General features: G+C 43.3%; 23 protein-coding genes, 1 pseudogene and 2 riboswitches. Of the genes and pseudogenes, 5 read left to right on the top strand and 19 right to left on the bottom strand.

The window, feature by feature from the left end; all coding sequences use genetic code 11:
• Positions 1 to 3: 3 nt before the first annotated feature.
• The gene (locus HMPREF0850_RS06470; RefSeq protein ID WP_000935070.1) at positions 4 to 375 is read right to left on the bottom strand and encodes a cupredoxin domain-containing protein; all 372 of its coding nucleotides are present in this window, start codon (positions 373 to 375) and stop codon (positions 4 to 6) included.
• Positions 376 to 385: 10 nt separating this feature from the next.
• Complete coding sequence (locus HMPREF0850_RS06465; RefSeq protein ID WP_001167214.1) at positions 386 to 781, bottom strand: CopY/TcrY family copper transport repressor; 396 nt, start codon at positions 779 to 781, stop codon at positions 386 to 388.
• A gap of 223 nt (positions 782 to 1,004) precedes the next feature.
• Positions 1,005 to 1,102: riboswitch (TPP riboswitch) on the top strand.
• Between the two features lie 83 nt (positions 1,103 to 1,185).
• Between HMPREF0850_RS06465 and thiD the strand changes: the two genes are divergently transcribed.
• On the top strand, positions 1,186 to 1,977 hold the full coding sequence (thiD, locus tag HMPREF0850_RS06460; protein WP_000221741.1) for a bifunctional hydroxymethylpyrimidine kinase/phosphomethylpyrimidine kinase: 792 nt from the start codon (positions 1,186 to 1,188) through the stop codon (positions 1,975 to 1,977).
• Positions 1,978 to 2,022: 45 nt separating this feature from the next.
• Here the strand turns inward: thiD and thiE are convergent, their stop codons facing one another.
• The 8 genes from thiE to lctO all read right to left on the bottom strand — a co-directional run bounded on the left by thiE (position 2,023) and on the right by lctO (position 8,812).
• Positions 2,023 to 2,655 carry a thiamine phosphate synthase gene (gene thiE, locus HMPREF0850_RS06455; RefSeq protein WP_001078205.1) on the bottom strand — a complete coding sequence of 211 codons (633 nt, stop codon included), beginning with the start codon at positions 2,653 to 2,655 and terminating at the stop codon, positions 2,023 to 2,025.
• Positions 2,648 to 3,451, bottom strand: a complete 804-nt coding sequence (locus HMPREF0850_RS06450) for a hydroxyethylthiazole kinase (RefSeq protein ID WP_009013895.1) — start codon at positions 3,449 to 3,451, stop codon at positions 2,648 to 2,650. The genes thiE and HMPREF0850_RS06450 overlap by 8 nt, the downstream gene beginning before the upstream one ends.
• Entirely contained in the window at positions 3,451 to 3,975 is a 525-nt protein-coding gene (gene thiW / locus HMPREF0850_RS06445; RefSeq protein ID WP_001244056.1) for an energy coupling factor transporter S component ThiW, read from the bottom strand. Before thiW ends, HMPREF0850_RS06450 begins: the two co-directional genes overlap by 1 nt.
• Before the next feature lie 3 nt (positions 3,976 to 3,978).
• Positions 3,979 to 4,671 carry a thiaminase II gene (gene tenA, locus HMPREF0850_RS06440; RefSeq protein ID WP_000397194.1) on the bottom strand — a complete coding sequence of 231 codons (693 nt, stop codon included), beginning with the start codon at positions 4,669 to 4,671 and terminating at the stop codon, positions 3,979 to 3,981.
• 10 nt (positions 4,672 to 4,681) lie between these two features.
• Positions 4,682 to 5,332, bottom strand: coding sequence for an energy-coupling factor transporter transmembrane component T (locus HMPREF0850_RS06435; protein ID WP_000598426.1), 651 nt, complete (start codon positions 5,330 to 5,332; stop codon positions 4,682 to 4,684).
• A gap of 1 nt (position 5,333) precedes the next feature.
• A complete protein-coding gene (locus HMPREF0850_RS06430) occupies positions 5,334 to 6,719 on the bottom strand; it encodes an ATP-binding cassette domain-containing protein (RefSeq protein ID WP_000522141.1) in 1,386 nt (461 codons plus the stop codon).
• Positions 6,720 to 7,280: an ECF transporter S component gene (locus HMPREF0850_RS06425; protein WP_000915266.1), complete on the bottom strand. Its 561-nt coding sequence runs from the start codon at positions 7,278 to 7,280 to the stop codon at positions 6,720 to 6,722.
• A 158-nt stretch (positions 7,281 to 7,438) separates the two neighbouring features.
• A riboswitch (TPP riboswitch) is annotated at positions 7,439 to 7,527 on the bottom strand.
• A gap of 148 nt (positions 7,528 to 7,675) precedes the next feature.
• Entirely contained in the window at positions 7,676 to 8,812 is a 1,137-nt protein-coding gene (lctO, locus tag HMPREF0850_RS06420) for an L-lactate oxidase (RefSeq protein WP_000120740.1), read from the bottom strand.
• 210 nt (positions 8,813 to 9,022) lie between these two features.
• Here lctO and HMPREF0850_RS06415 point away from each other — a divergent pair, with 210 nt between their 5' ends.
• From HMPREF0850_RS06415 to HMPREF0850_RS06400, 4 genes are read left to right on the top strand one after another with little or no spacing between them, the layout of a single operon-like run.
• The gene (locus tag HMPREF0850_RS06415) at positions 9,023 to 9,703 is read left to right on the top strand and encodes an amino acid ABC transporter permease (RefSeq protein WP_000384103.1); all 681 of its coding nucleotides are present in this window, start codon (positions 9,023 to 9,025) and stop codon (positions 9,701 to 9,703) included.
• The gene (locus HMPREF0850_RS06410; protein ID WP_001154132.1) at positions 9,663 to 10,340 is read left to right on the top strand and encodes an amino acid ABC transporter permease; all 678 of its coding nucleotides are present in this window, start codon (positions 9,663 to 9,665) and stop codon (positions 10,338 to 10,340) included. The genes HMPREF0850_RS06415 and HMPREF0850_RS06410 overlap by 41 nt, the downstream gene beginning before the upstream one ends.
• Complete coding sequence (locus tag HMPREF0850_RS06405) at positions 10,341 to 11,099, top strand: amino acid ABC transporter ATP-binding protein (protein WP_000004992.1); 759 nt, start codon at positions 10,341 to 10,343, stop codon at positions 11,097 to 11,099.
• Between the two features lie 11 nt (positions 11,100 to 11,110).
• On the top strand, positions 11,111 to 11,977 hold the full coding sequence (locus tag HMPREF0850_RS06400) for a cysteine ABC transporter substrate-binding protein (protein WP_000691538.1): 867 nt from the start codon (positions 11,111 to 11,113) through the stop codon (positions 11,975 to 11,977).
• 59 nt (positions 11,978 to 12,036) lie between these two features.
• On the opposite strand, the gene pyrE is transcribed toward HMPREF0850_RS06400, so the two are convergent.
• The 9 genes and pseudogenes from pyrE to HMPREF0850_RS06360 form a co-directional block, all read right to left on the bottom strand.
• Positions 12,037 to 12,669 carry an orotate phosphoribosyltransferase gene (pyrE, locus tag HMPREF0850_RS06395; protein ID WP_000170978.1) on the bottom strand — a complete coding sequence of 211 codons (633 nt, stop codon included), beginning with the start codon at positions 12,667 to 12,669 and terminating at the stop codon, positions 12,037 to 12,039.
• A 42-nt stretch (positions 12,670 to 12,711) separates the two neighbouring features.
• A complete protein-coding gene (gene pyrF, locus HMPREF0850_RS06390) occupies positions 12,712 to 13,413 on the bottom strand; it encodes an orotidine-5'-phosphate decarboxylase (RefSeq protein WP_001209286.1) in 702 nt (233 codons plus the stop codon).
• 190 nt (positions 13,414 to 13,603) lie between these two features.
• Positions 13,604 to 14,722 carry a cell division protein FtsQ/DivIB gene (locus HMPREF0850_RS06385; RefSeq protein WP_000031184.1) on the bottom strand — a complete coding sequence of 373 codons (1,119 nt, stop codon included), beginning with the start codon at positions 14,720 to 14,722 and terminating at the stop codon, positions 13,604 to 13,606.
• 9 nt (positions 14,723 to 14,731) lie between these two features.
• Entirely contained in the window at positions 14,732 to 15,790 is a 1,059-nt protein-coding gene (locus HMPREF0850_RS06380) for a UDP-N-acetylglucosamine--N-acetylmuramyl-(pentapeptide) pyrophosphoryl-undecaprenol N-acetylglucosamine transferase (RefSeq protein WP_000724806.1), read from the bottom strand.
• A 1-nt stretch (position 15,791) separates the two neighbouring features.
• Positions 15,792 to 17,144, bottom strand: coding sequence for a UDP-N-acetylmuramoyl-L-alanine--D-glutamate ligase (gene murD / locus HMPREF0850_RS06375; RefSeq protein ID WP_000863077.1), 1,353 nt, complete (start codon positions 17,142 to 17,144; stop codon positions 15,792 to 15,794).
• Between the two features lie 103 nt (positions 17,145 to 17,247).
• A pseudogene (locus tag HMPREF0850_RS12750) lies at positions 17,248 to 17,424 on the bottom strand (AAA family ATPase); the annotation flags it as partial.
• A gap of 70 nt (positions 17,425 to 17,494) precedes the next feature.
• A complete protein-coding gene (locus HMPREF0850_RS06370; protein WP_000651217.1) occupies positions 17,495 to 17,899 on the bottom strand; it encodes a PaaI family thioesterase in 405 nt (134 codons plus the stop codon).
• Between the two features lie 69 nt (positions 17,900 to 17,968).
• Positions 17,969 to 19,450: a UDP-glucose--hexose-1-phosphate uridylyltransferase gene (locus HMPREF0850_RS06365; protein ID WP_000176967.1), complete on the bottom strand. Its 1,482-nt coding sequence runs from the start codon at positions 19,448 to 19,450 to the stop codon at positions 17,969 to 17,971.
• A gap of 18 nt (positions 19,451 to 19,468) precedes the next feature.
• Positions 19,469 to 20,647 (bottom strand): galactokinase, encoded by a 1,179-nt coding sequence (locus HMPREF0850_RS06360; RefSeq protein ID WP_000189886.1) that lies wholly within the window; start codon positions 20,645 to 20,647, stop codon positions 19,469 to 19,471.
• Between the last annotated feature and the right edge of the window lie 56 nt (positions 20,648 to 20,703).

The following is a 20,703-nucleotide window of genomic DNA, read 5'->3' as shown; positions in this document are numbered from 1 at the left end:
CTCCTATTCTACAATCATCTTACCGTGCATCATATTCATGCCACAAGAGAAACCATACTCTCCAGCCTGTTCAGGTGTGATTTCCACTACATACTCTTCACCCATAGGCAAGTCCGCATGCACCCCAAAATCTGGGAAAACAATCTGATCTAGGCAGGGTGAAGGGTCCTTACGGTCAAAGACGATACGGGCTGGCACTGATTTCTTAAGAATAATCAACTCAGGCGTATAGCCCCCTTTGACTTCCACTCGAATCTCTTGGTAGCCCTTTTTTTGCTGGGCCTTTTGTTCAGATTTTTCAGGCTTTTTGAAAAACCAAAACAAGATAAACACGATAAGGGCAATACAAATAATGGTTACAATGCTATTTAACATGACGTCTCCTTTACATACAATTACATTTTACTTCTGTTACAGCGCTTGATTTCTTCTCAGAAATCACAGCTTCCAAGTCTTCCAAGTCAACCTGAGTAAAATCACATTCAGCAATCAAATCAGCCAACAAGTTCTTAATCCTACGAGAACAAACCTTGTCCTTGATATCTTGGACAAGCAAGTCTCGGCTTTGGTCTAGAGTTAAAAGGGCTGAATAAACAAAGGACTTGCCCTCTTTTTTTCTAGTCAAACACTCTTTCTCAACCAAACGAGCCAAAAGGGTCTGAACCGTGGACTTGGACCAGTCAAACCGCTCTGCCAGAACCCTGATCAAATCCGTACTGGTCTGCTCCCCCTGCATCCAAATAATCTTCATAACCTGCCATTCTGCATCTGAAATCTGCATCAGTACACCTCCAAAATCTACATTTGTCAATTATAAATCTAAGTATACTCTCAAAATCTACGTTTGTCAATTATAAATCTAAGTATACTCTCAAAATCTACGTTTGTCAATTATAAATCTTCTTATTTTTTCGAAAAATAGAATTTTAAGTACATAACGAGAGATTTGCAGTCAAATTTTACTATATAAACTATAAAAATATGCTATACTGTAGAAAAAAGAAAACAACCACTAGGGGTGCGTAAAGCTGAGATTAACGACTGTTTGACCCTTTGACTCAATCTAGGTAATGCTAGCTGATGGAAGTGGAAATGATAATGAGGACTACCTGTCTTCTATTGCTTTCCTAAAACAGACTAGCTTGTTCTTAAGAATGCAAACTTCAGTTGGTTGGGAGGTTTTAGATGACTTATTTACCCGTTGCTTTGACCATTGCAGGGACTGACCCTAGTGGTGGTGCTGGCATTATGGCAGATTTAAAGTCGTTCCAAGCTAGAGATGTCTATGGAATGGCCGTTGTAACCAGTCTTGTCGCTCAAAATACCAGAGGTGTTCAATTAATCGAGCACGTTTCTCCTCAAATGTTAAAAGCCCAATTGGAGAGTGTCTTTTCGGATATCAAGCCTCAGGCTGTAAAAACTGGGATGTTGGCAACTACCGAAATTATGGAAATCATCCAACCCTATCTTAAAAAGCTGGATTGTCCCTACGTCCTTGACCCTGTTATGGTCGCAACAAGCGGAGACACCCTGATTGATACCAGTGCCAGAGACTACCTAAAAACAAATCTACTTCCCCTTGCAACTATTATTACACCCAATCTCCCTGAGGCAGAAGAGATTGTTGGTTTTTCAATCCATGATCCTGAAGACATGCAGCGTGCCGGTCGCCTGATTTTAAAAGAATTTGGTCCTCAGTCTGTTGTCATCAAAGGAGGCCATCTCGAAGGCGGTGCCAAGGATTTCCTCTTTACCAAGGAGGACCAATTTGTCTGGGAAAGTCCACGAATTCAAACCTGTCATACACATGGTACTGGATGTACCTTTGCTGCAGTGATTACTGCTGAACTAGCCAAGGGGAAAACCCTCTATCAAGCAGTCGATAAAGCCAAGGCCTTTATCACGAAAGCCATCCAAGATGCCCCTCAACTCGGTCATGGTTCTGGCCCAGTCAACCATACAAGCTTTAAAGATTAAAAAAACTCTCTAGTTCCCACTTTAAGGGAATTAGAGAGTTTTTGATTAGGAAATAATGTCATCAAGCTTTGTTAAAAAAGCTTGCGTTTTTGCTTCTATATCTTCTGCCTGCATCAGATCGCGTACGACTGCTACTCCAGCTATACCCGTGTCGACAAGTTGGTCAATATTCTCTGACGTCAATCCTCCGATAGCAACTACTGGAATGGCGACCGTTTGGCAAATTGTTTTCAAGGTTGAAATCAGAGTGATAGGCGCATTCTCCTTGGTCCTAGTCGGGAAAATGGCTCCTGTTCCCAAGTAATCCGCACCTCCTTCTTCTGCTTCTAGGGCTCTTTTAACTGTTTTAGCAGTGACACCGAGGATTTTTTCAGGACCCAAGACTTTGCGGGCAACCGAAACTGGTAGTTCATCGTCTCCGATATGCAGACCTGCAGCATCGACTGCTAGACAGATATCCAACCGATCATCGATAATTAAGGGTACTTGGTAGGCATCTGTTATTTCCTTGACTTGTTTTGCCAGTTGATAATATTGATTGGTAGTGAGGTTTTTTTCTCGTAGCTGGATGATGGTAACACCTGAACGGCAGGTCGTCTCGACCTTTCTAAGAAAGTTTTCCAAGGAATCTTGGTAGCGATTGGTTACCAGATATAGTCTGAGTGCTTCTCTATTCATAAATATCTCCTTTGATGGTATCTAGCCAATTTTCATCTCTTTTTAGGAGAGAGAGTTGATTGAGAACTTGGTAACGAAAATCTTCCAATCCCATTCCTTGAACAAGTATTCTCTCGGCAGAGATATTGAGATAAGAGACCGCTAGGCAGGAAGCTTCAAATGCAGTCTTTCCTTGGCTGAGAAAAACAGCTGTCAAGGCTCCAACCAAGTCTCCTGTCCCTGTTATCCAGTCCAATTCTGCACAGCCATTCCTCAATACAGCAACTTGATTTTCTGAAACTATGAGGTCCTTGGGTCCAGTTACTAAGAACGACATACCAGGATAAAGCTGACACCAGTCTTTCAAGACTTGGAGCAAATCTTCAGTTTCTTGATCTTTAGCACTAGCATCGACCCCGACTCCGTGGTGTTTTAAGCCAACAAGACTTCGGATTTCCGACATATTTCCTTTAAGGACCGTAGGTCTATAGTCTAAAAGATCTCTGACTAGATCCTTACGAATGGGGGAAGCCACTATGCCAACCGCATCTACTACCATTGGGAGAGAAGCTTGGTTTGCATAAGTAGCCGCCATACGGATTGCTTTCTCCTTCTCAGCTGACAAATGCCCCAAATTGATGAAGAGAGCTTGGCTTTGTTTGGTAAAATCAAGGACCTCACGGGGATCATCTGCCATGACAGGTTTAGATCCCAGAGCCAAAATGCCATTTGCCAGCATCTCACAAGAAATCTCATTGGTGATGCAGTGAATTAAGGAGCTGGAGGTTAGAGGAAAGGGATTTGTAAATTCCTGCATCATTCTATCCTTTCTCCAAAGAAATATCCCTGCACTTTTTTAAAGAATTCCTGCTTGATTAAAAATCGAAAGGCAATAAAGGAAATCGCTGTACCAATCAAGGTTGCTCCGAAAAATCGAGGGGTGTAGATAAACCAACTAAGCTTCGCCGCAGATCCTGTAAAGAGAACCATAACAGGATAGGAAACAATGGAACCGATAACCCCTGTTCCCAAGATTTCTCCTAGGGCAGAATAGTGAAATTTCCGACCGTACTTATAAAAGAGACCTGCTAGGAGGGCTCCGAAAGTAGCTCCTGTGAGGGCCAAAGGAGGAATCCCCTGAGTTGACATACGGATAAAGGCTGTGACTGTAGCCATGACCAAGGCATAAACAGGCCCCATCAAAATTCCTGCTAGGATATTGACTACACTGGACATCGGTGCCATTCCCTCAATTCGAAAGATGGGTGTAAGAACTACGTCAAGGGCAATCATCATGGATAAAATGGTTAATTTGTGAACTTGTAGTTGGTGGTTTCTCATTTTCTATTTCTTCTCTTTTTCTAAGGATTGCAAATCACTCGTCCAGGTTTGATGTTGGTAAGCCATCTCCCAAAACTTAGCTTCCATGTGGACACTTCGGTGGAAGGCCTCTAGCATTTTTTGTTTGTCTGTCTCGTTGCTTTCGCGATAGAGCTGATTGACCAGGGCTTCTTCCTCTTTAATCTGCTGTTCTAACTCATCGGTGATATAGGTCTCAATCCACTGTTGATAAAGAGGATTCGGGGATGGTTTGCGATTAAGTGCCTTGCCCAAATCATGGTATAACCAAGGACATGGAAGCAAACTAGCAAAAGCAATGCCCAAATTTGACTCTGCAAATTGCCGATAAATATGCGAAATGTAATGATAGCAAGTCGGAGCAATCGGTTGCTCGTCCATCTCCTGGTCGCTGATTCCTAATTCCATGAAAAATTGTTGGCGGATAAACAACTCACCCTCCACTAGACTCTGGGCATTTTGTTTCAAGAGTCTTTTCATCTCTTGGTTTGAAGTCTTATCAGCCAAGAGGTGATAGGCTTCTGAAAAAGACTTCAGGTAGTAGGCATCCTGAATCAGGTAATAGCGGAAAATAGAAGGTTCTAAATTCCCCTCTTGTAACTGTAAAACAAAGGGGTGATGAAAGGAAGCCTGCCAAGCTTCCTTGGATAATTCCATCGCAATATCTGTAAATTCCATAATAACTCCTTTATAGAAATAAACTGGTTTGAAGCAATAAAAAGAACAGCAGGTAGATCAATTTTGTCCTCTGAGAAATATAAAAAGTCCGATAGCGATTCTCCAACTGTGCATGCTCATCATATCCATGTGCAGACAAAGCTCTCAGGTAAAGATGGCGCCACCTAAAGACCGTCATCAGAACCTTGCTATAAATCAAGGGCGACCAAACATGCAGTTTTTGACCACGTAATAGGCAAGCTTCCTTGAGGGATTTGATTTCTTGCTGAATGAGGGGAAAGGCATTGAATACCACAATCAAGGCATAGGCCCAAGACCGTGATAACCCCTTTTGAGCCAAGTACAAGAGAAGCTCTTTTAAGGAAATACTGGAAACAAAGACAAGACCGATACAAACCGTCACAAAGGCCCTCGTTCCAAGCATGACTGCCTGCGAAGTATCCCCATGTAACTGAACTGCCCAGTAGTTGGCCAAAGATGGTAAGATGGCGAGCACGAACATCCAAGCTAACATCTTAAATCGACGATAATAGAGCATAAAGAGGATGCAAAATGCGACTACCGAAAGATTCAGAGCAATCGAAGGAATGAAAGATGTTTCCAAGGATAAAATTAGAAAGAAGAGGCTGATAACTGGTGTCTTGGTTGCTACTTTGATCATACTACCTCACCTCCCCTAGAGTATCATTGTTCAGAGAGGGGAGAGGTTTGCTGATGGTCACGTCTTGGAGATGACTGAGACCCTCACTAGTCATCTCAATCCAATAATCGACCACAGAAATCAAGGGATCTAAACGATGGCTAATGATCAAAAAACTTCTTCCTTGATTGCTCTCCTCCACAATCCACTGGCAAAAATAATGGCAAGCTCTATCATCCAAACCTGCAAAAGGTTCATCTAGCAAGATCACAGAAGCCTTGCTAGTCAAGATGGTCAATAGCTGAAGAATCTTTTGCTGGCCACCACTTAATTGATAAGGACTCTTATCGAGTGCCTGATCCAAATTTAAAAATTGTAATGCTTGGAGAATCCGCTGATTTCTCACGGAGTCTGAGCTATCTAATTGCAGTTCCTCTCTCAGATTGACTCGGATAAACTGCTTCTCAGCTTCCTGAACAACACCCGTCAGGTCACGATACAGACTCTTTTTCTTTTTTAGGACCGAACCCTTCCAAGTAATGCGCCCTCTATACTTTTGAAATTGAAGAATGGAACGAAAGAGGGTTGATTTCCCAACACCATTATCACCTAGGATACAGGAAATTCCTTGGTAAAACGTGAAATCAGCAATCGAAAAGAGGGGGCGATTACCCAGCTCACAAGTCACACGATCCATATGGAATAGTTCTGGGCTAGAAGCAACTTCCTTTGAAGAAGCCTGTATCATCTCAGAGCAAGGGATTTGAAACACTTCCCTTAGCTGTCCGTCTCTTAACTCCACCATATGGTCAATGTAGGCTCCATAGTCCGTTAAATCATGATCGCACAGGATGACTGTCTTCCCATCAAGAGCCAACTCTTTTAGAATCTCCAATATCTCCAGCCTACTCTTTCGATCAATGGAAGCGAAGGGCTCATCCAAGAGATAGACCCTAGGATTCATGGCAAAGAGAACAGCTAGCGCAGCCTTTTGCTTTTCCCCACCTGATAGGTGATGAATGGGACGGTGCAAGATTGCCTTACAGCGACATTGCCGGACCACCTCTGCTATTTTAGCATCAATATCTTGAAGGGGATGCCCGATATTCTCCAAGGTAAAAACCAGCTCCTCAAACAAGTTCTCCATGGTGAATTGATGATTGGGATTTTGAAAGAGAATACCAACCGTCTGGACACGTTCAACGATAGAAAGCTGACTGACCTCGCTCCCATCTATCAGGACTTGACCACTATAGGGAAGAGAACTTACTTGAGCAATGACTTGAAAGAGACTGGATTTTCCTGAACCACTGCTCCCAACTAACAAGGTAAAGGCTTGCGCATGAAAAGTAAAATCAATCGGCTCCGAAAAGATTGGGGACTGAATCCCCCGTAGTTCCAGCCCCATCTACGCCTTTCCTCCAGCCGCAAACTGATGATAGAGTTTGACAATGGCACGAACCAAGATGGCACAGAAGAAAAAGACGGAAATAAAACGCACCACAAGCAAGGAAAGGACAAAAGGAAGGGAAAAGGCGTAGTAACCTAACTTAATGTATTCATAGACAAAGCTAAAAAGCGTAATCCCAATACTATTAGCAGTTAGAGAGAGCCAACTTTCATAGCGATTCTTGGTTACGATAAAACCAAATTCACTTCCCAAGCCTTGAACCAAGCCAGACAAAAGAGCGCCTAGACCGAATTGGCTACCATAAAGGACTTCAGCAAGCGCAGCGAGCACTTCTCCAATCGTTGCACTTCCGACTCTTGGAACAAAGATGGCCGCAATGGGCGCAGCCATACACCAGAGACCAAAGAGGATTTCATTGGCAAAAGCCTGTAAACCAAGAGGGGCCAAGATTAGGGTGAGGATATCAAATAGATAGCCTGAACCCACAAAAACGCCACCAAAAAAGATAGACAAGAAAGCAAGCAAGATAACATCTTTTAATTGCCATTTTTTCAACATAAAAAACTCCTTTTTTAAAGAAAAGTGGGGCATTCAAGGAGAGCTACCGAAAGACTTGCGGTCAAGCCTATCCTCTTTTGATAAACAAAAAAACTCCAATTACAAACGAGAATTAGAGTTTACCTTACAAGATTAGACAGTTCATTTCGACATACGAAAAAAACCTTTTCACATTTCCCTTCGCCAGTCTTAACTGTATCAGGTTCAATGGGTATCATCTCAGCCTAAAGCACCCCAAATGTCTTTATTATTTTATTACTGGACCAGTATAACAGAAATTGAAAGCCCTAGCAAGATATTTGACCGGAAAATATATTTATATAGTTTCTAATAACGATTTAATCTTTTTATACACGAAGAAAAACCTCCACATAAGGTGGAGGCCGTCTTCTTTATCAATACAATTTTAATTCACGAGGGTCGACTGGGAAGGTTGGGTTGTATGGGTTGTGACGGAGTTTGAAGTGTTTGACATCCTCAATAGTCTGAGTTCCAGATAATTGCATGACTGTCTTCAATTCTGCATTCAAGTGCTCAAAGACTTGACGCACACCAACACTACCACCAAGAGCCAAACCATAGATCACAGGGCGGCCAATAGCTACCAAGTCTGCTCCTGAAGCCAAAGCTTTAAAGACGTGCTGACCACGACGAACACCAGAGTCAAAGACAATTGGCACACGTTTATCAACTGCTTCTGCTACTTCTTGAAGTGAGTCAAAGGCCGCTGGCCCACCGTCGATTTGGCGGCCACCGTGGTTGGTTACCCAGATACCAGAAGCACCTGCGGCAAGCGAACGTTCAACGTCTTCACGGCATTGTGGCCCCTTGACATAAACAGGAAGACCTGAGTATTCAGCGATAAATTCGACATCGCGTGGAGACAAGCGTTGTTTAGCTGATTTGTAAACAAAGTCCATTGATTTTCCAGCACCTTCTGGCAGGTATTCCTCAACAATCGGCATGCCAACTGGGAAGACAAAACCATTGCGCTTGTCGACCTCACGATTACCCCCTACAGTAGCATCTGCTGTCAAGACAATCGCTTTATAACCTTCAGCCTTCACACGGTCCATGATATGGCGGTTAATGCCGTCATCCTTACTAAAGTAAAATTGGAACCAATGAGGTGTTCCTTGAAGAGCTTCCGTAATTTCTGGAAGGTCAACCGTAGAGTAGGAACTAGTTGTGTAGAGAGAACCAAATTCATGCACACCACGCGCAGTAGCTACTTCCCCCTGTTCATTTGCCAATTTATGAGCCGCAACAGGCGCCATAATAATTGGTGAAGATAATTTTTCACCTGCAAATTCAATCTCTGTACTTGGATTTTCAACATCACAAAGCGTATGTGGAACGATGAGTTTGTGGTTAAAGGCACGGATATTCTCGCGTAAAGTGAAAGTATCCTCTGCTCCACTAGCGATATAACCAAAGGCAGCTTTAGGAATGACTTGTTGCGCCATTGGCTCCAAATCATAAGTGTTAATAAAATCTACAGGTCCTTCTGCATTGCTTGTTTTATATGACATAAAGTGTCCTCCTTGTTAAGTAAGCGTTTACTTTTTTTCTTACATAAATATCTTAACCCTTTTTCAGATTCCTTTCAAAAAATTTGTCTGGAAATTTCAAAGCACAGACATGATAAATATTTTCTATCATTGTGATAAAAAATTCATGTTATCCAAACATGCCCTTTAGTGCTACAATAGCTATATTATTCCTAGATGGGAGGTTCTATTTTGGATTGGTCCATTGTTGAACAATATTTACCACTCTATCAAAAGGCATTCTTTCTGACCTTACATATCGCAGTTTGGGGAATTCTGGGTTCTTTCCTTGTTGGTCTAATCGTTAGTGTCATTCGTCATTATCGCGTTCCTATCTTTTCACAGTTAGCAACAGCCTACATCGAATTGTCACGCAACACGCCCCTTTTGATTCAGCTCTTCTTCCTCTATTTCGGGCTTCCCCGAATAGGGATTGTTCTTTCTTCAGAAGTCTGTGCAACAGTTGGGCTCATCTTTTTAGGTGGCTCCTACATGGCTGAATCTTTCAGAAGCGGACTGGAAGCAGTTAGTCAAACCCAGCACGAGATTGGTTTAGCCATTGGTCTAACGCCTGTACAGGTCTTTCGCTATGTGGTTCTTCCGCAAGCGACTGCGGTAGCCCTACCGTCCTTTAGTGCCAATGTCATTTTTCTCATCAAAGAAACCTCAGTTTTCTCTGCGGTAGCCTTAGCCGATCTCATGTACGTCGCCAAGGACTTGATTGGACTCTATTATGAGACAGACATTGCACTAGCCATGTTGGTAGTTGCTTACCTGATCATGCTTCTACCCATCTCTCTAGTCTTTAGCTGGATAGAAAGGAGGCTCCGCCATGCAGGATTCGGGAATCCAAGTACTCTTTCAGGGAAATAATCTCCTGCGGATTTTACAGGGATTGGGAGTCACGATTGGGATTTCGATCCTGTCTGTCATTTTATCCATGATTTTCGGAACAGTCATGGGAATCATCATGACCACCCATTCTAGAGTTATTCGTTTTTTAACACGCTTTTATCTGGAATTTATCCGTATCATGCCCCAGCTAGTATTACTTTTCATAGTTTATTTCGGCTTGGCTCGAAACTTTAATATCAATATCTCAGGTGAGACTTCGGCTATTATCGTTTTTACTCTCTGGGGAACAGCTGAGATGGGGGACTTGGTGCGCGGAGCCATCACTTCCCTTCCCAAACATCAGTTTGAAAGCGGACAGGCGCTTGGCTTAACAAATTTCCAACTTTACTACCATATCATCATTCCACAGGTCTTGAGAAGATTGCTTCCGCAGGCCATCAACCTTGTCACTCGGATGATCAAAACGACTTCCTTAGTTGTCTTGATTGGGGTTGTGGAAGTTACCAAGGTTGGACAACAAATCATCGATAGCAATCGCTTGACCATCCCAACCGCTTCCTTTTGGATTTATGGAACCATTCTGGTCCTGTATTTCGCAGTCTGTTTTCCTATTTCCAAACTATCCACTCACTTAGAAAAACATTGGAGGAACTAAATGTCTGAAACTATTTTAGAAATCAAAGACTTAAAAAAATCCTTTGGAGACAATCCCATCCTCCAAGGCCTTTCTCTAGATATCAAAAAGGGAGAAGTCGTCGTCATTCTAGGACCATCTGGTTGCGGAAAAAGCACTCTCCTTCGTTGCCTCAATGGTCTAGAAAGCATACAAGGTGGGGATATTCTTCTGGATGGCCAGTCCATTATTGGAAACCAGAAAGACTTTCACTTGGTTCGCCAAAAGATTGGGATGGTCTTTCAAAGTTATGAACTCTTTCCCCATCTGGACGTCCTGCAAAATCTCATCCTAGGTCCTATCAAAGCACAAGGTCGAGATAAGAAAGAGGTGACGGAAGAAGCCCTGCAATTACCGGAACGCGTCGGACTACTTGATAAAAAAGACAGCTTTGCTCGACAATTATCTGGTGGACAAAAGCAACGGGTTGCCATTGTCCGTGCTCTGCTCATGCATCCAGAAATTATCCTCTTTGACGAAGTGACGGCTTCGCTGGATCCAGAAATGGTGCGCGAGGTTCTCGAACTCATCAATGACTTGGCTCAAGAAGGGCGCACTATGATTTTGGTGACCCACGAAATGCAGTTTGCCCAAGCCATTGCAGACCGCATTATCTTTCTCGACCAAGGGAAAATCGCTGAAGAAGGAACGGCTCAAGACTTCTTTACCAACCCACAAACCAAACGAGCACAGGAATTTTTAAACGTCTTTGACTTTAGCCAGTTTGGCTCATATCTATAAAGGAGATTTATATGAAAATCATCAAACCAATTCTAACTGTTTTTGCTCTAGCATTTGCGCTTATCTTTGTCACAGCTTGTAGCTCAGGTGGAAGCTCTGATGCTTCATCAGGAAAAGCAACTGCCAAGGCCCGCACTATCGACGAAATCAAAAAAAGCGGTGAGTTACGAATCGCCGTATTTGGAGACAAAAAACCGTTTGGTTATGTTGACAACGACGGTTCTTACCAAGGCTACGATATCGAATTGGGAAATCAACTAGCTCAAGACCTTGGTGTGAAGGTTAAATACGTTTCAGTTGATGCAGCCAACCGTGCGGAATACTTGATTTCAAACAAGGTGGATATCACCCTTGCCAACTTTACAGTCACTGACGAACGTAAGAAACAAGTTGATTTTGCCCTTCCTTACATGAAAGTTTCTCTCGGTGTTGTGTCACCAAAAGATAAAGTCATCAAAGACGTTAAAGAGCTGGAAGGCAAAACCTTGATTGTCACAAAAGGAACCACTGCTGAAACCTACTTTGAGAAAAATCACCCAGAAGTCAAACTTCAAAAATACGACCAATATAGTGATGCCTACCAAGCCCTTCTGGACGGACGTGGAGATGCCTTCTCTACTGACAATACTGAAGTCCTAGCTTGGGCTCTTGAAAATAAAGGGTACGAAGTAGGAATTACTTCCCTCGGTGATCCAGACACCATTGCGCCAGCAGTTCAAAAAGGAAACCAAGAATTGCTTGACTTCATCAATAAAGATATTGAAAAATTAGGCAAAGAAAACTTCTTCCACAAGGCCTATGAAAAAACACTTCACCCAACTTACGGTGATGCTGCTAAGGCAGATGATCTAGTGGTTGAAGGTGGAAAAGTTGACTAATACTTTCCGAAAATAAAAAGAAATCAGGTAATCCTAGTGACTACCTGATTTTCAATATTTTAGGCATTTTGCCAATTTTCTTGGTCTTCTTTGAATCGTTTTAAGAGATCCAATCCCTCTGGTGTGATGTAGCCTTCTTCCTGAGCTAGGTGGATGAGCTCGCTGTAGTTTGAGAGAGTCACCAGTTTCACGCCTGCGTTTGCAAAGTTCTTATCTGCTTTTGCTAGTTGATAGCTAAAAATGGCTACTACACCGAGAACATCTGCTCCTTCACGCTTGGCAGCTGCTACCGCTTCGAGAACAGAACCACCAGTTGAGATCAGGTCTTCTACAATTACCATTTTTTGCCCCTGGGCTACACGGCCTTCGATTTGGTTTCCGGCTCCATGGTCTTTTGGTTTACTACGGATATAGGCAAATGGTAGATTCATCTTATCCGCGATGATAGCTCCGTGAGGAATCCCTGCTGTCGCTGTACCAGCGATGACTTCAACCTCTGGAAAGGCTGCTTTGATAGCATCCACAAAACCATTTTCAATCAAAGTTCTAGTTTCCGGGTAAGCTAGGGTCACACGATTATCCGTATAGATAGGTGACTTAATACCAGATGCCCAAGTGAAAGGCTCTTCTGGTTTGAGATAAACCGCTTGAATTTTCAATAGATGGCTAGCAATGTCTCTAGCAAGTGTCATGGTATACTCCTTCTTATCCTTAAATCTATAATCAAATACGCTTTAGACCCAATCGCGTGTCCATTCTTCCTTGATAGCGTGGTAAGCTGCTACAGGGTCTGCTGCCTGTGTGATTGGACGGCCTATTACAATGTAGTCACTACCGATTTGATAGGCTTGACCAGGGGTTACCACTCGTTTTTGATCCCCTGCTGCAGCACCTGCTGGTCGAATACCTGGTGTCAAGCAGATAAAGTCTTCGTTTGTCGCCTCCTTGATGAGCTGCGCCTCTTGGGCTGAGCAAACCACTCCATCCAATCCAGCTTCAGCTGTTTTCTTAGCATAGTGAATCACTGATTCTTGCAGACTAGTTTGGATATTTTGACAGTCTTGCATCTGTTCTTCAGATGTTGAGGTCAATTGGGTCACCGCGATAAGAATCCCTTGATCACCAAGGCCTTCACGCGCGGCCTGCATCATCTCAAGTCCACCTGCAGCCTGAACATTGGTCATATCGACACCCAGACTTGACAAGATTTTCATGGTTGACTTGACCGTATTTGGAATATCATGCAACTTGAGATCCAAAAAAACACTATGTCCCAATGATTTCAAATAACGCACAACTTCGGGACCTACTGCATAGTAGATTTCCATTCCTACCTTGACATAGAGTTTTTCCTCTGCTGGAAAAAGGGCTAAAAATTCTTTGGCTTCCTCGAAACTTGGAAAATCCAGAGCAATGACCGGGCGACTCTCACGCATTCTTTTCTCCTATTCTTTGCTAACAGTCCATTGCTCAAAAAAAGGAACCTGCTAGCAGCTAGGTTCCACGAAAAACGGGTAGTCTCCACCCTTTCACTGTCTAACCTTAGCTGCCTCTCTGGACTGCTTTAAAAGTTTTCTACTATTCTATTATTTATAACGACACTTGTCAAGTAAAAACTGAAGATTCTTATTCTTGTTTCTTTTCTTCAGCTTTTTTTTCTTCCTGTTTTTTCTTCTCTGCTTCTTTAGCTTCTTGTTTAGCCTTTTCCTCAGCTTCTTCTAAACGTTTATCAGCCAGGCTAGTGCTATAGATTCCTGCCTCCATATCGATGAAGCTCGGTTCTGCTAACTGTGGCTTAATTTTGCTGTAATAAGGCAATTTCTTACTCAATTCTGATAGGGGAACCAATATTTCATCTGTATCCTGCATAGTAATTTTTAGAAGATCGGCTGTTGCCTTGCTCGGCGCTAATTCGATCTTCTGGATCTGACTCTTGATATCCTCACTGATGGTAGACAATCCTGTTATCAGCTCTTTCACCTGCTGCTCATCGTTAAAGGTGACTGTTAGGTAGGTCTCAGGCAGATTCAAAAGGTTGACAGGGCTTGAGTCAATTGTTCCACTAGATAGGATTGGATAGTGGTCTTCACCTGTCACATAGTAGCCAACAATCTCAAACTCTTTGACTTCAATCGTAAAGTTTGTCGGAAATTTGTAGTCAATCTTTGCTGACTCTATCCAGTGATTCGACTTGATCTGCTCAGCGTGCTTCTCCTTGTTCCATAACAAAGACAAGGTATAATCACTATCCTGAATGCCAGAAACCTGTTTAATGTCATCCGCTTGAGTCTGGACATTCCCCTTGACCTCGATATGCTTGATAGCCGAAAGAGGGGTCAAGAGATAGATAGAAAGGAGGAGAACCAGAACACTCGGTACCAAGATACTCACAGCTCGCCAAATATGAATAGGCGCAATTTTAGGCTTGGCAGGTTTTTCTGGTTTTTCTTTTTTCTTCTTCTCTTTTTCCTCTTTGACTTTATGATCATCCTTTTGAGATTTTTCTTCTTTTTCGGATGGTTCCTTGCTCGGACTTGCGGCTTCCTCGTCTGACTCGCTCGATGATTTCTTGGCTTCCTCTAACATCTTAGAGTTTTCCTCCATTCGAGCTTGTTTTTCCTTTTCTTTCTCTTCAGCTAGGGCAGCTTCTTCCTCAGCCTTCTTTTTCAGGTATTCCTGGTTTCGTTTCTGCCATTCAGACAATTCTTGCTTCTGATTTGATTCTTTGTTCTTATCCTTTGACATTGATATTCCTTATGATAGGTCTTTTCTTAATAGATCGTAAAAATCTGCAAGAGATTTCAATTCAGTCGAAGCCTTCATGCTAACTTGGTATTGGTCCTTGTGACTAAGCAAGTGGCTGAGTTTCTCCTCCAAGCTTTCCAAGGTCAAGTCACTTTCTTGAAGCTCTTCTGCATAGCCTTTCTTAACAAAGTAGGCTGCATTTTCAATCTGGTCTCCTCGACTTGCTTCACGACCCAATGGTACGATGAGATGGAGTTTCGCCATGGCCAAGAGCTCGAAAATCGTATTGGCACCGCCACGCGTCACCACCACATCTGCCAGCTCCATCAAGGGTTGATAGAGGTCCGTCACATAGTCAACACGAAAGAGATTTTGACTCAACTCATTGAGGCTTGAATCTCCAGTGAGATTGATAATATTGTAGCGCTCTGTCAGTTCTTGCTTATGATCTGTCACCAATTGGTTAAAGACACGAGCTCCTGCAGAACCACCGACAAATAATACCGTTGGCAATTTAGGATTAAAGTGGGTTTGGATATCCACCAATTCATCTGGTTCTGGAGTTTTTTGGTCCGAAACCTTGGTCACTGCTCCCACATGCTCAACCTTAGACAAACTTGAAGCTTGCTCAAAGGTTGAATACATCTTGGTCGCAAATTTATAGGCAATTTTATTGGCCAAGCCCATAGATAGGTCCGATTCGTGAATAAAGACAGGCACTCTGGAAACTCGCGCTGCAATAACCGGCGGCACAGAGACAAATCCTCCCTTAGAAAAAAGGGCCTGTGGACGCATTCGTAGCATGATAAAGAGGGATTGGACAATTCCCCAACCAACTTTAAACACGTCCAGCATATTTTGCCAAGAGAAATAGCGACGCAATTTCCCAGTCGCAATGGAATGGAAGGTCACATTCAAGCCTGACTTGAGAATTTCTTGGTGTTCGATTCCGTGTTTATCCCCGATATAGTGAACTTCCCAGCCGTCTTCGATGAACTTAGGCATTAACAAAAGGTTGAGGGTGACATGTCCAACCGTCCCCCCACCTGTAAAGACAATTTTTTTCATATTAATCCTTTAACTCCGCTACTGTGTCGATAAAGAGGTCGCCACGTACTTCAAAGTTAGCATACATATCCCAGCTGGCATTGGCAGGACTGAGGAGAACCACATCTCCTTGAGTCGCTAGCTCATAAGCCTTGCGAGTCGCATCAGCAATATCTGTCGCATCTACATAAGCCACACCAGCCTTCTCTGCTGCCCGTTTGACACGTTCTGCAGACTGACCGAGGATAACCATTCTCTTGAGCCCTGTAATATCTGGCACCAATTCGTCAAACTCATTGCCACGGTCCAAACCACCTGCAATCAAGATAACCTTACTATTGTCAAATCCTGACAAGGCTTTTTGAGTGGCCAGGATATTGGTTGATTTGCTATCGTTATAGAATTTGACACCCTGAATTTCATCCACAAACTGGAGACGGTGTTTGACACCACCAAAGGCTGAGAGAGTTTCCTTGATGATTTGGTTGTCGATACCTCGGAGCTTGGCTACAGCAATAGTAGCAAGGGCATTTTCTACATTGTGGCTACCTGGAACACCAATCTCATCAGCTGCCATGATCACTTCCCCACGGAAGTAGAGTTGACCATCTTCCAGATAAGCTCCATCAACCTTCTCAAGTGTTGAAAATGGAACAACAGTGGCTTGTGTTCTAGTAGCCAATTCTTTTGCCAAATCTTGGTTAAAGTTCAAAACAAGAAAATCAGCTGCTGTCATCTTGTTCTGGATATTCCACTTAGCTGCCACATATTCCTCAAAAGAACCATGGTAGTCGATATGAGTGGGCATGAGGTTGGTAATAACCGCAATCTCAGGATGGAATTCTTGAACACCCATCAGTTGGAAAGAAGAAAGTTCCATGACAAGCGTGTCCTTGGCTGTTGCAGTTTGAGCCACTTGACTGGCAGGATAGCCGATATTGCCTGACAAAAGACCTCGTTGACCAGCAGCAGTCAAAACTTCCCCAATCATGGTCGTTGTGGTTGTTTTCCCATTTGAACCAGTAATACCAACAATCGGCGCTTCTGAGATCAAGTAAGCCAACTCCACCTCAGTCAAGACTGGAATCCCCTTTGCCAAAGCCTTTTCAATCATGGGATTGCTATAAGGGATACCTGGATTTTTCACCATCAGAGCAAAATCTTCATCCAAGAGCTCCAAAGGATGCCCACCAGTGACAACCTTGATCCCCTCTTCTAACAAGCTTTGAGCAGCAGGATTTTCCTCGAAAGGCTTGCCGTCATTTACTGTCACAATAGCTCCCAGCTTGTCTAGCAAACGGGCCGCAGACTCACCAGACTTAGCCAAACCTAAAACAAGGACTTTCTTATTTTTAAATTGATCGATTACTTTCATGTCTCAAACTCCATTTCTACTCCTACTATTTTACCATTTTTACGGAAATAAAAAAGCCACAAAGTGTATTTGTGACTCTTTCTTCTAACTTAATGTTCTCTTATCATCGATGAGATAAATCGGTAACTCGAATTACTTGATCCACTTGCTCCCAGATAAGAGGATTGTGGGTCGCAATAATAATGGTCCGATTCGGATTTTTTAAAGATTCTAATATAGAAAGTAATTCCTCAGAGTTTTTGGGGTCTAGTGAAGCAGTTGGTTCATCTGCGAGGATCAAAACTAACCTGCACTCCAAAAGTTCGACAAAAAATATCTAACCCTTAGAGTGCAGGTCAACTCTCAGTACTTTATATCCTTACCTGTCTTTCTTCTGACCGCTGGCCTGTGACAAACATGGTAAAGGTGGCTTTGCAGACATTTCTGCCTTCTTGATTGGTGATATCGACATCTACCACACAGGTTGTGCGTCCATGATGGACACATTCTCCTTTAATGGTCAGTACATCATCTAGCTTTCCTGCTTTGAGGTAGTTGATAGAGGACTGGAGCGTCACTCCATCAAGCCCCAGCGAGATGACCACCAATCCACTGATCTGGTCACAGAGGGTAAAGAGATAGCCTCCATGGGCATTGCCATAGTAGTTGAGCGACGAGTCCACTACTTTGGTCGTCACCTCAACGTGACCATCTCTCATTTGTTCAATTTCGTAATTTTCAAAGGCAGATATAGCGTCAAAATGAAAATCTTTCATCGTTTCCTCCTGATATTTCAAACGACCCTATGATACTACTTTTTATAGGACTGTGCAAGGAGAAAGCTCCTAGTCTGGTAAAATTCCAACCTGCTCAACAAAGCGCATAAAGGCTGCCTGTCCTTGTTCCGTCTGCTTGTAAACCCCTGCGTCCTCCAAAACGCGCGCAAAGATAACACCAACAGAGTTCTTAACGATTTCAAGGGCTTTTTCTTTATCCGTTAGATCTGGATGTTGGGCTTTGAGTTGGTCGGCCCACTCCTGATGATAAGAGGCAACTGCTTCATCATCTCCTACAAGGTAGCCTGCTACTTGCTCCACTTCTTCTTTCAGACGTGGCGGCAGGATAGCCAAGCCCATGACCTCAATCAAGCCGATATTTTCCTTCTTGATATGTTGGACATCCTTGTGGGGATGATAGATGCCGTCAGGATGCTCTGGCGATGTCTGATTGTCTCGCAAGACCAAGTCCAACTCAAACTGACCATCACGCTTACGCGCAATCGGTGTGATGGTGTGATGCGGTGTCCCGTCTGTCTCTGCCAAAATCTGCACTGCAGGATCTGAATACTGGCGCCATTCCTGCAAAATCTTGTCAGCCAAGTTGATCAAATCTTCTTTGGAATCCGAAGTCAAACGTAGCACTGACATAGGCCACTTGACAATCCCAGCCTTGACCTGCTCAAATCCAGCAAAGCAGAAAACCTTTTGCAAAGGAGCCATTTCCATAGGAAATACGTGACGGCCTCCCTGATAGTGATCATGGGTCAGGATAGACCCCCCCACTATCGGCAAGTCGGCATTTGAGCCCGCAAAATAGCCTGGAAACTGTTCAACGATAGTCAGCAGACGCTCAAAACTCTGACGGCTAATAGCCATGGGACGATGCTGGCCGTCTAAGAAAATACAGTGCTCATTAAAATAAGCATAGGGCGAATACTGGAAACCCCACTCCTGACCAGGCATTTCAAAACGAATAATACGGTGGTTGCTACGGGCTGGATGGTTAACTCGACCATGGTAGCCCTCATTCTCTAGACAGAGTTGACACTGGGGATAATGGCTAGCTTGAACCAACTTAGCCGCCGCAATCTCCTTTGGATCCTTTTCAGGCTTAGAGAGGTTGATGGTAATCTCAAGTTCTCCATAATCAGATGAAACACGATAAGCAATATTTTTTGCAATGGCCTTGAGTTTGATGTAGTCATTTTTCTGGCTAAGTTGGTAGAAGTCCGCAATTGCCTGTTCGGGAGATTGGGCATAGGTTGCCCAGAAGTCACGATTAACCTGACTTGGACAAGGGGTTACCAAGTCCATTAGTTCAGCACCAAGGATTTCACGCGCAGTCTGACTATCCTCAATCATCTCTAATCGAACCGCTTCCTCAACCAGCTGGTCCTTGAGGTCAATCAATTTATCCAGATCAGTCTCAACTTCCAAAACACCTTCGCCCACTTGAGCCAAAACACGATTGGTCAGGTAGATTCGATCCATTTCCTCAAATGAACTTTCAGAAATGATATGTGTTACAAATTTATCTACTAAGGTCACTATAGAGCCTCCTTTTGACTAGTCAAGGACGCGAGTGCCACCTGCAACTTCAGCGATATAGAAGCTTGGAGAATATCCAACTACTTCCTCGTAGTGCTTGCCAACAGCTTCCTTAAAGGCCTCAACAGCGTCTTTTTGAACCAAGGCAATGGCACAACCTCCAAAACCTGCTCCTGTCATACGAGCACCCAGAACACCTTCTTGATCCCAAGCTGTATGAACAAGTGTGTCCAATTCCAAACCAGTTACTTCATAGTCATGTTCTAGAGAAACGTGAGAAGCATTCATCAAACGACCAAATGTTTCCAAATCACCTGCTTGAAGTGCTGCTTGAGCTTTAAGAGTACGTTGGTTTTCAAGCACAGCATGGCGAGCACGTTTTAAACGATTTTCGTCTTTAATCAGATAGCTGTATTGGTCAAAGGCCCACTCATCCAATTCACCCAAGGTCTGAATATCCAAGGCAGCTTGCAATTCTTCTACTGCTTTTTCACACTCAGCACGGCGTTCATTGTATTTAGAGTCCGCTAGTTCACGGCGTTTGTTGGTATTCATAATAACAACGACATTGTCTTTCAAATCAAGTGGCACCAAGTCGTACTCCAAAGTGTTAGTATCTAGGTAAATAGCACGTTGGTCTGCCCCCATACCGATAGCAAACTGGTCCATGATACCAGAGTTTACTCCGATAAAGTTATTTTCTGTTTGTTTTCCGATTTTAACCAAATCGAGACGCTCTAGTTTTAAATCAAAGAGATGCTCTGCCACGACCCCTGTCAAGAGTTCCAAGGATGCTGATGAAGACAAGCCAGAACCATTTGGGATATTCCCATAAACATAAAAATCAAAACCTTTATCAATCACGTGCCCAGCTTCTTGCAAGAAATGAAGAACCCCTTTTGGATAGTTGGTCCAGTTGTGCTCTTTTTCAAATTTGAGATCAGCAAGAGGCACTTCGATGATACCCTTGTCCTCAAAGTTGGCTGAGTAGAAACGCAAAACTTGGTCGTCACGTTTGCGAGCCGCCCCATAAGTTCCCAAGGAAATAGCTGCTGGGAAAACATGTCCACCATTGTAATCCGTGTGTTCACCAATCAAATTGATACGGCCTGGTGAAAAGAAAGTTTGGTCTGCTTCTTGACCAAAAACGGCAAGAAAGTCTTTGCGAAGGGCTTCAGTAGTAAGATCTTGTGTCATATAAATTCTCCTTTGACTGTTCGTTAAGTCGCCTTAACGTGTAATCGTTTTCTTCT

Origin of the sequence: Streptococcus sp. M143 (genome assembly GCF_000162495.1) — a bacterium.
Lineage (GTDB): Bacteria > Bacillota > Bacilli > Lactobacillales > Streptococcaceae > Streptococcus > Streptococcus dentisani.
Note: the sequence above shows the minus strand (reverse complement) of the source record. Positions and strands in the feature narration are given on the sequence as shown.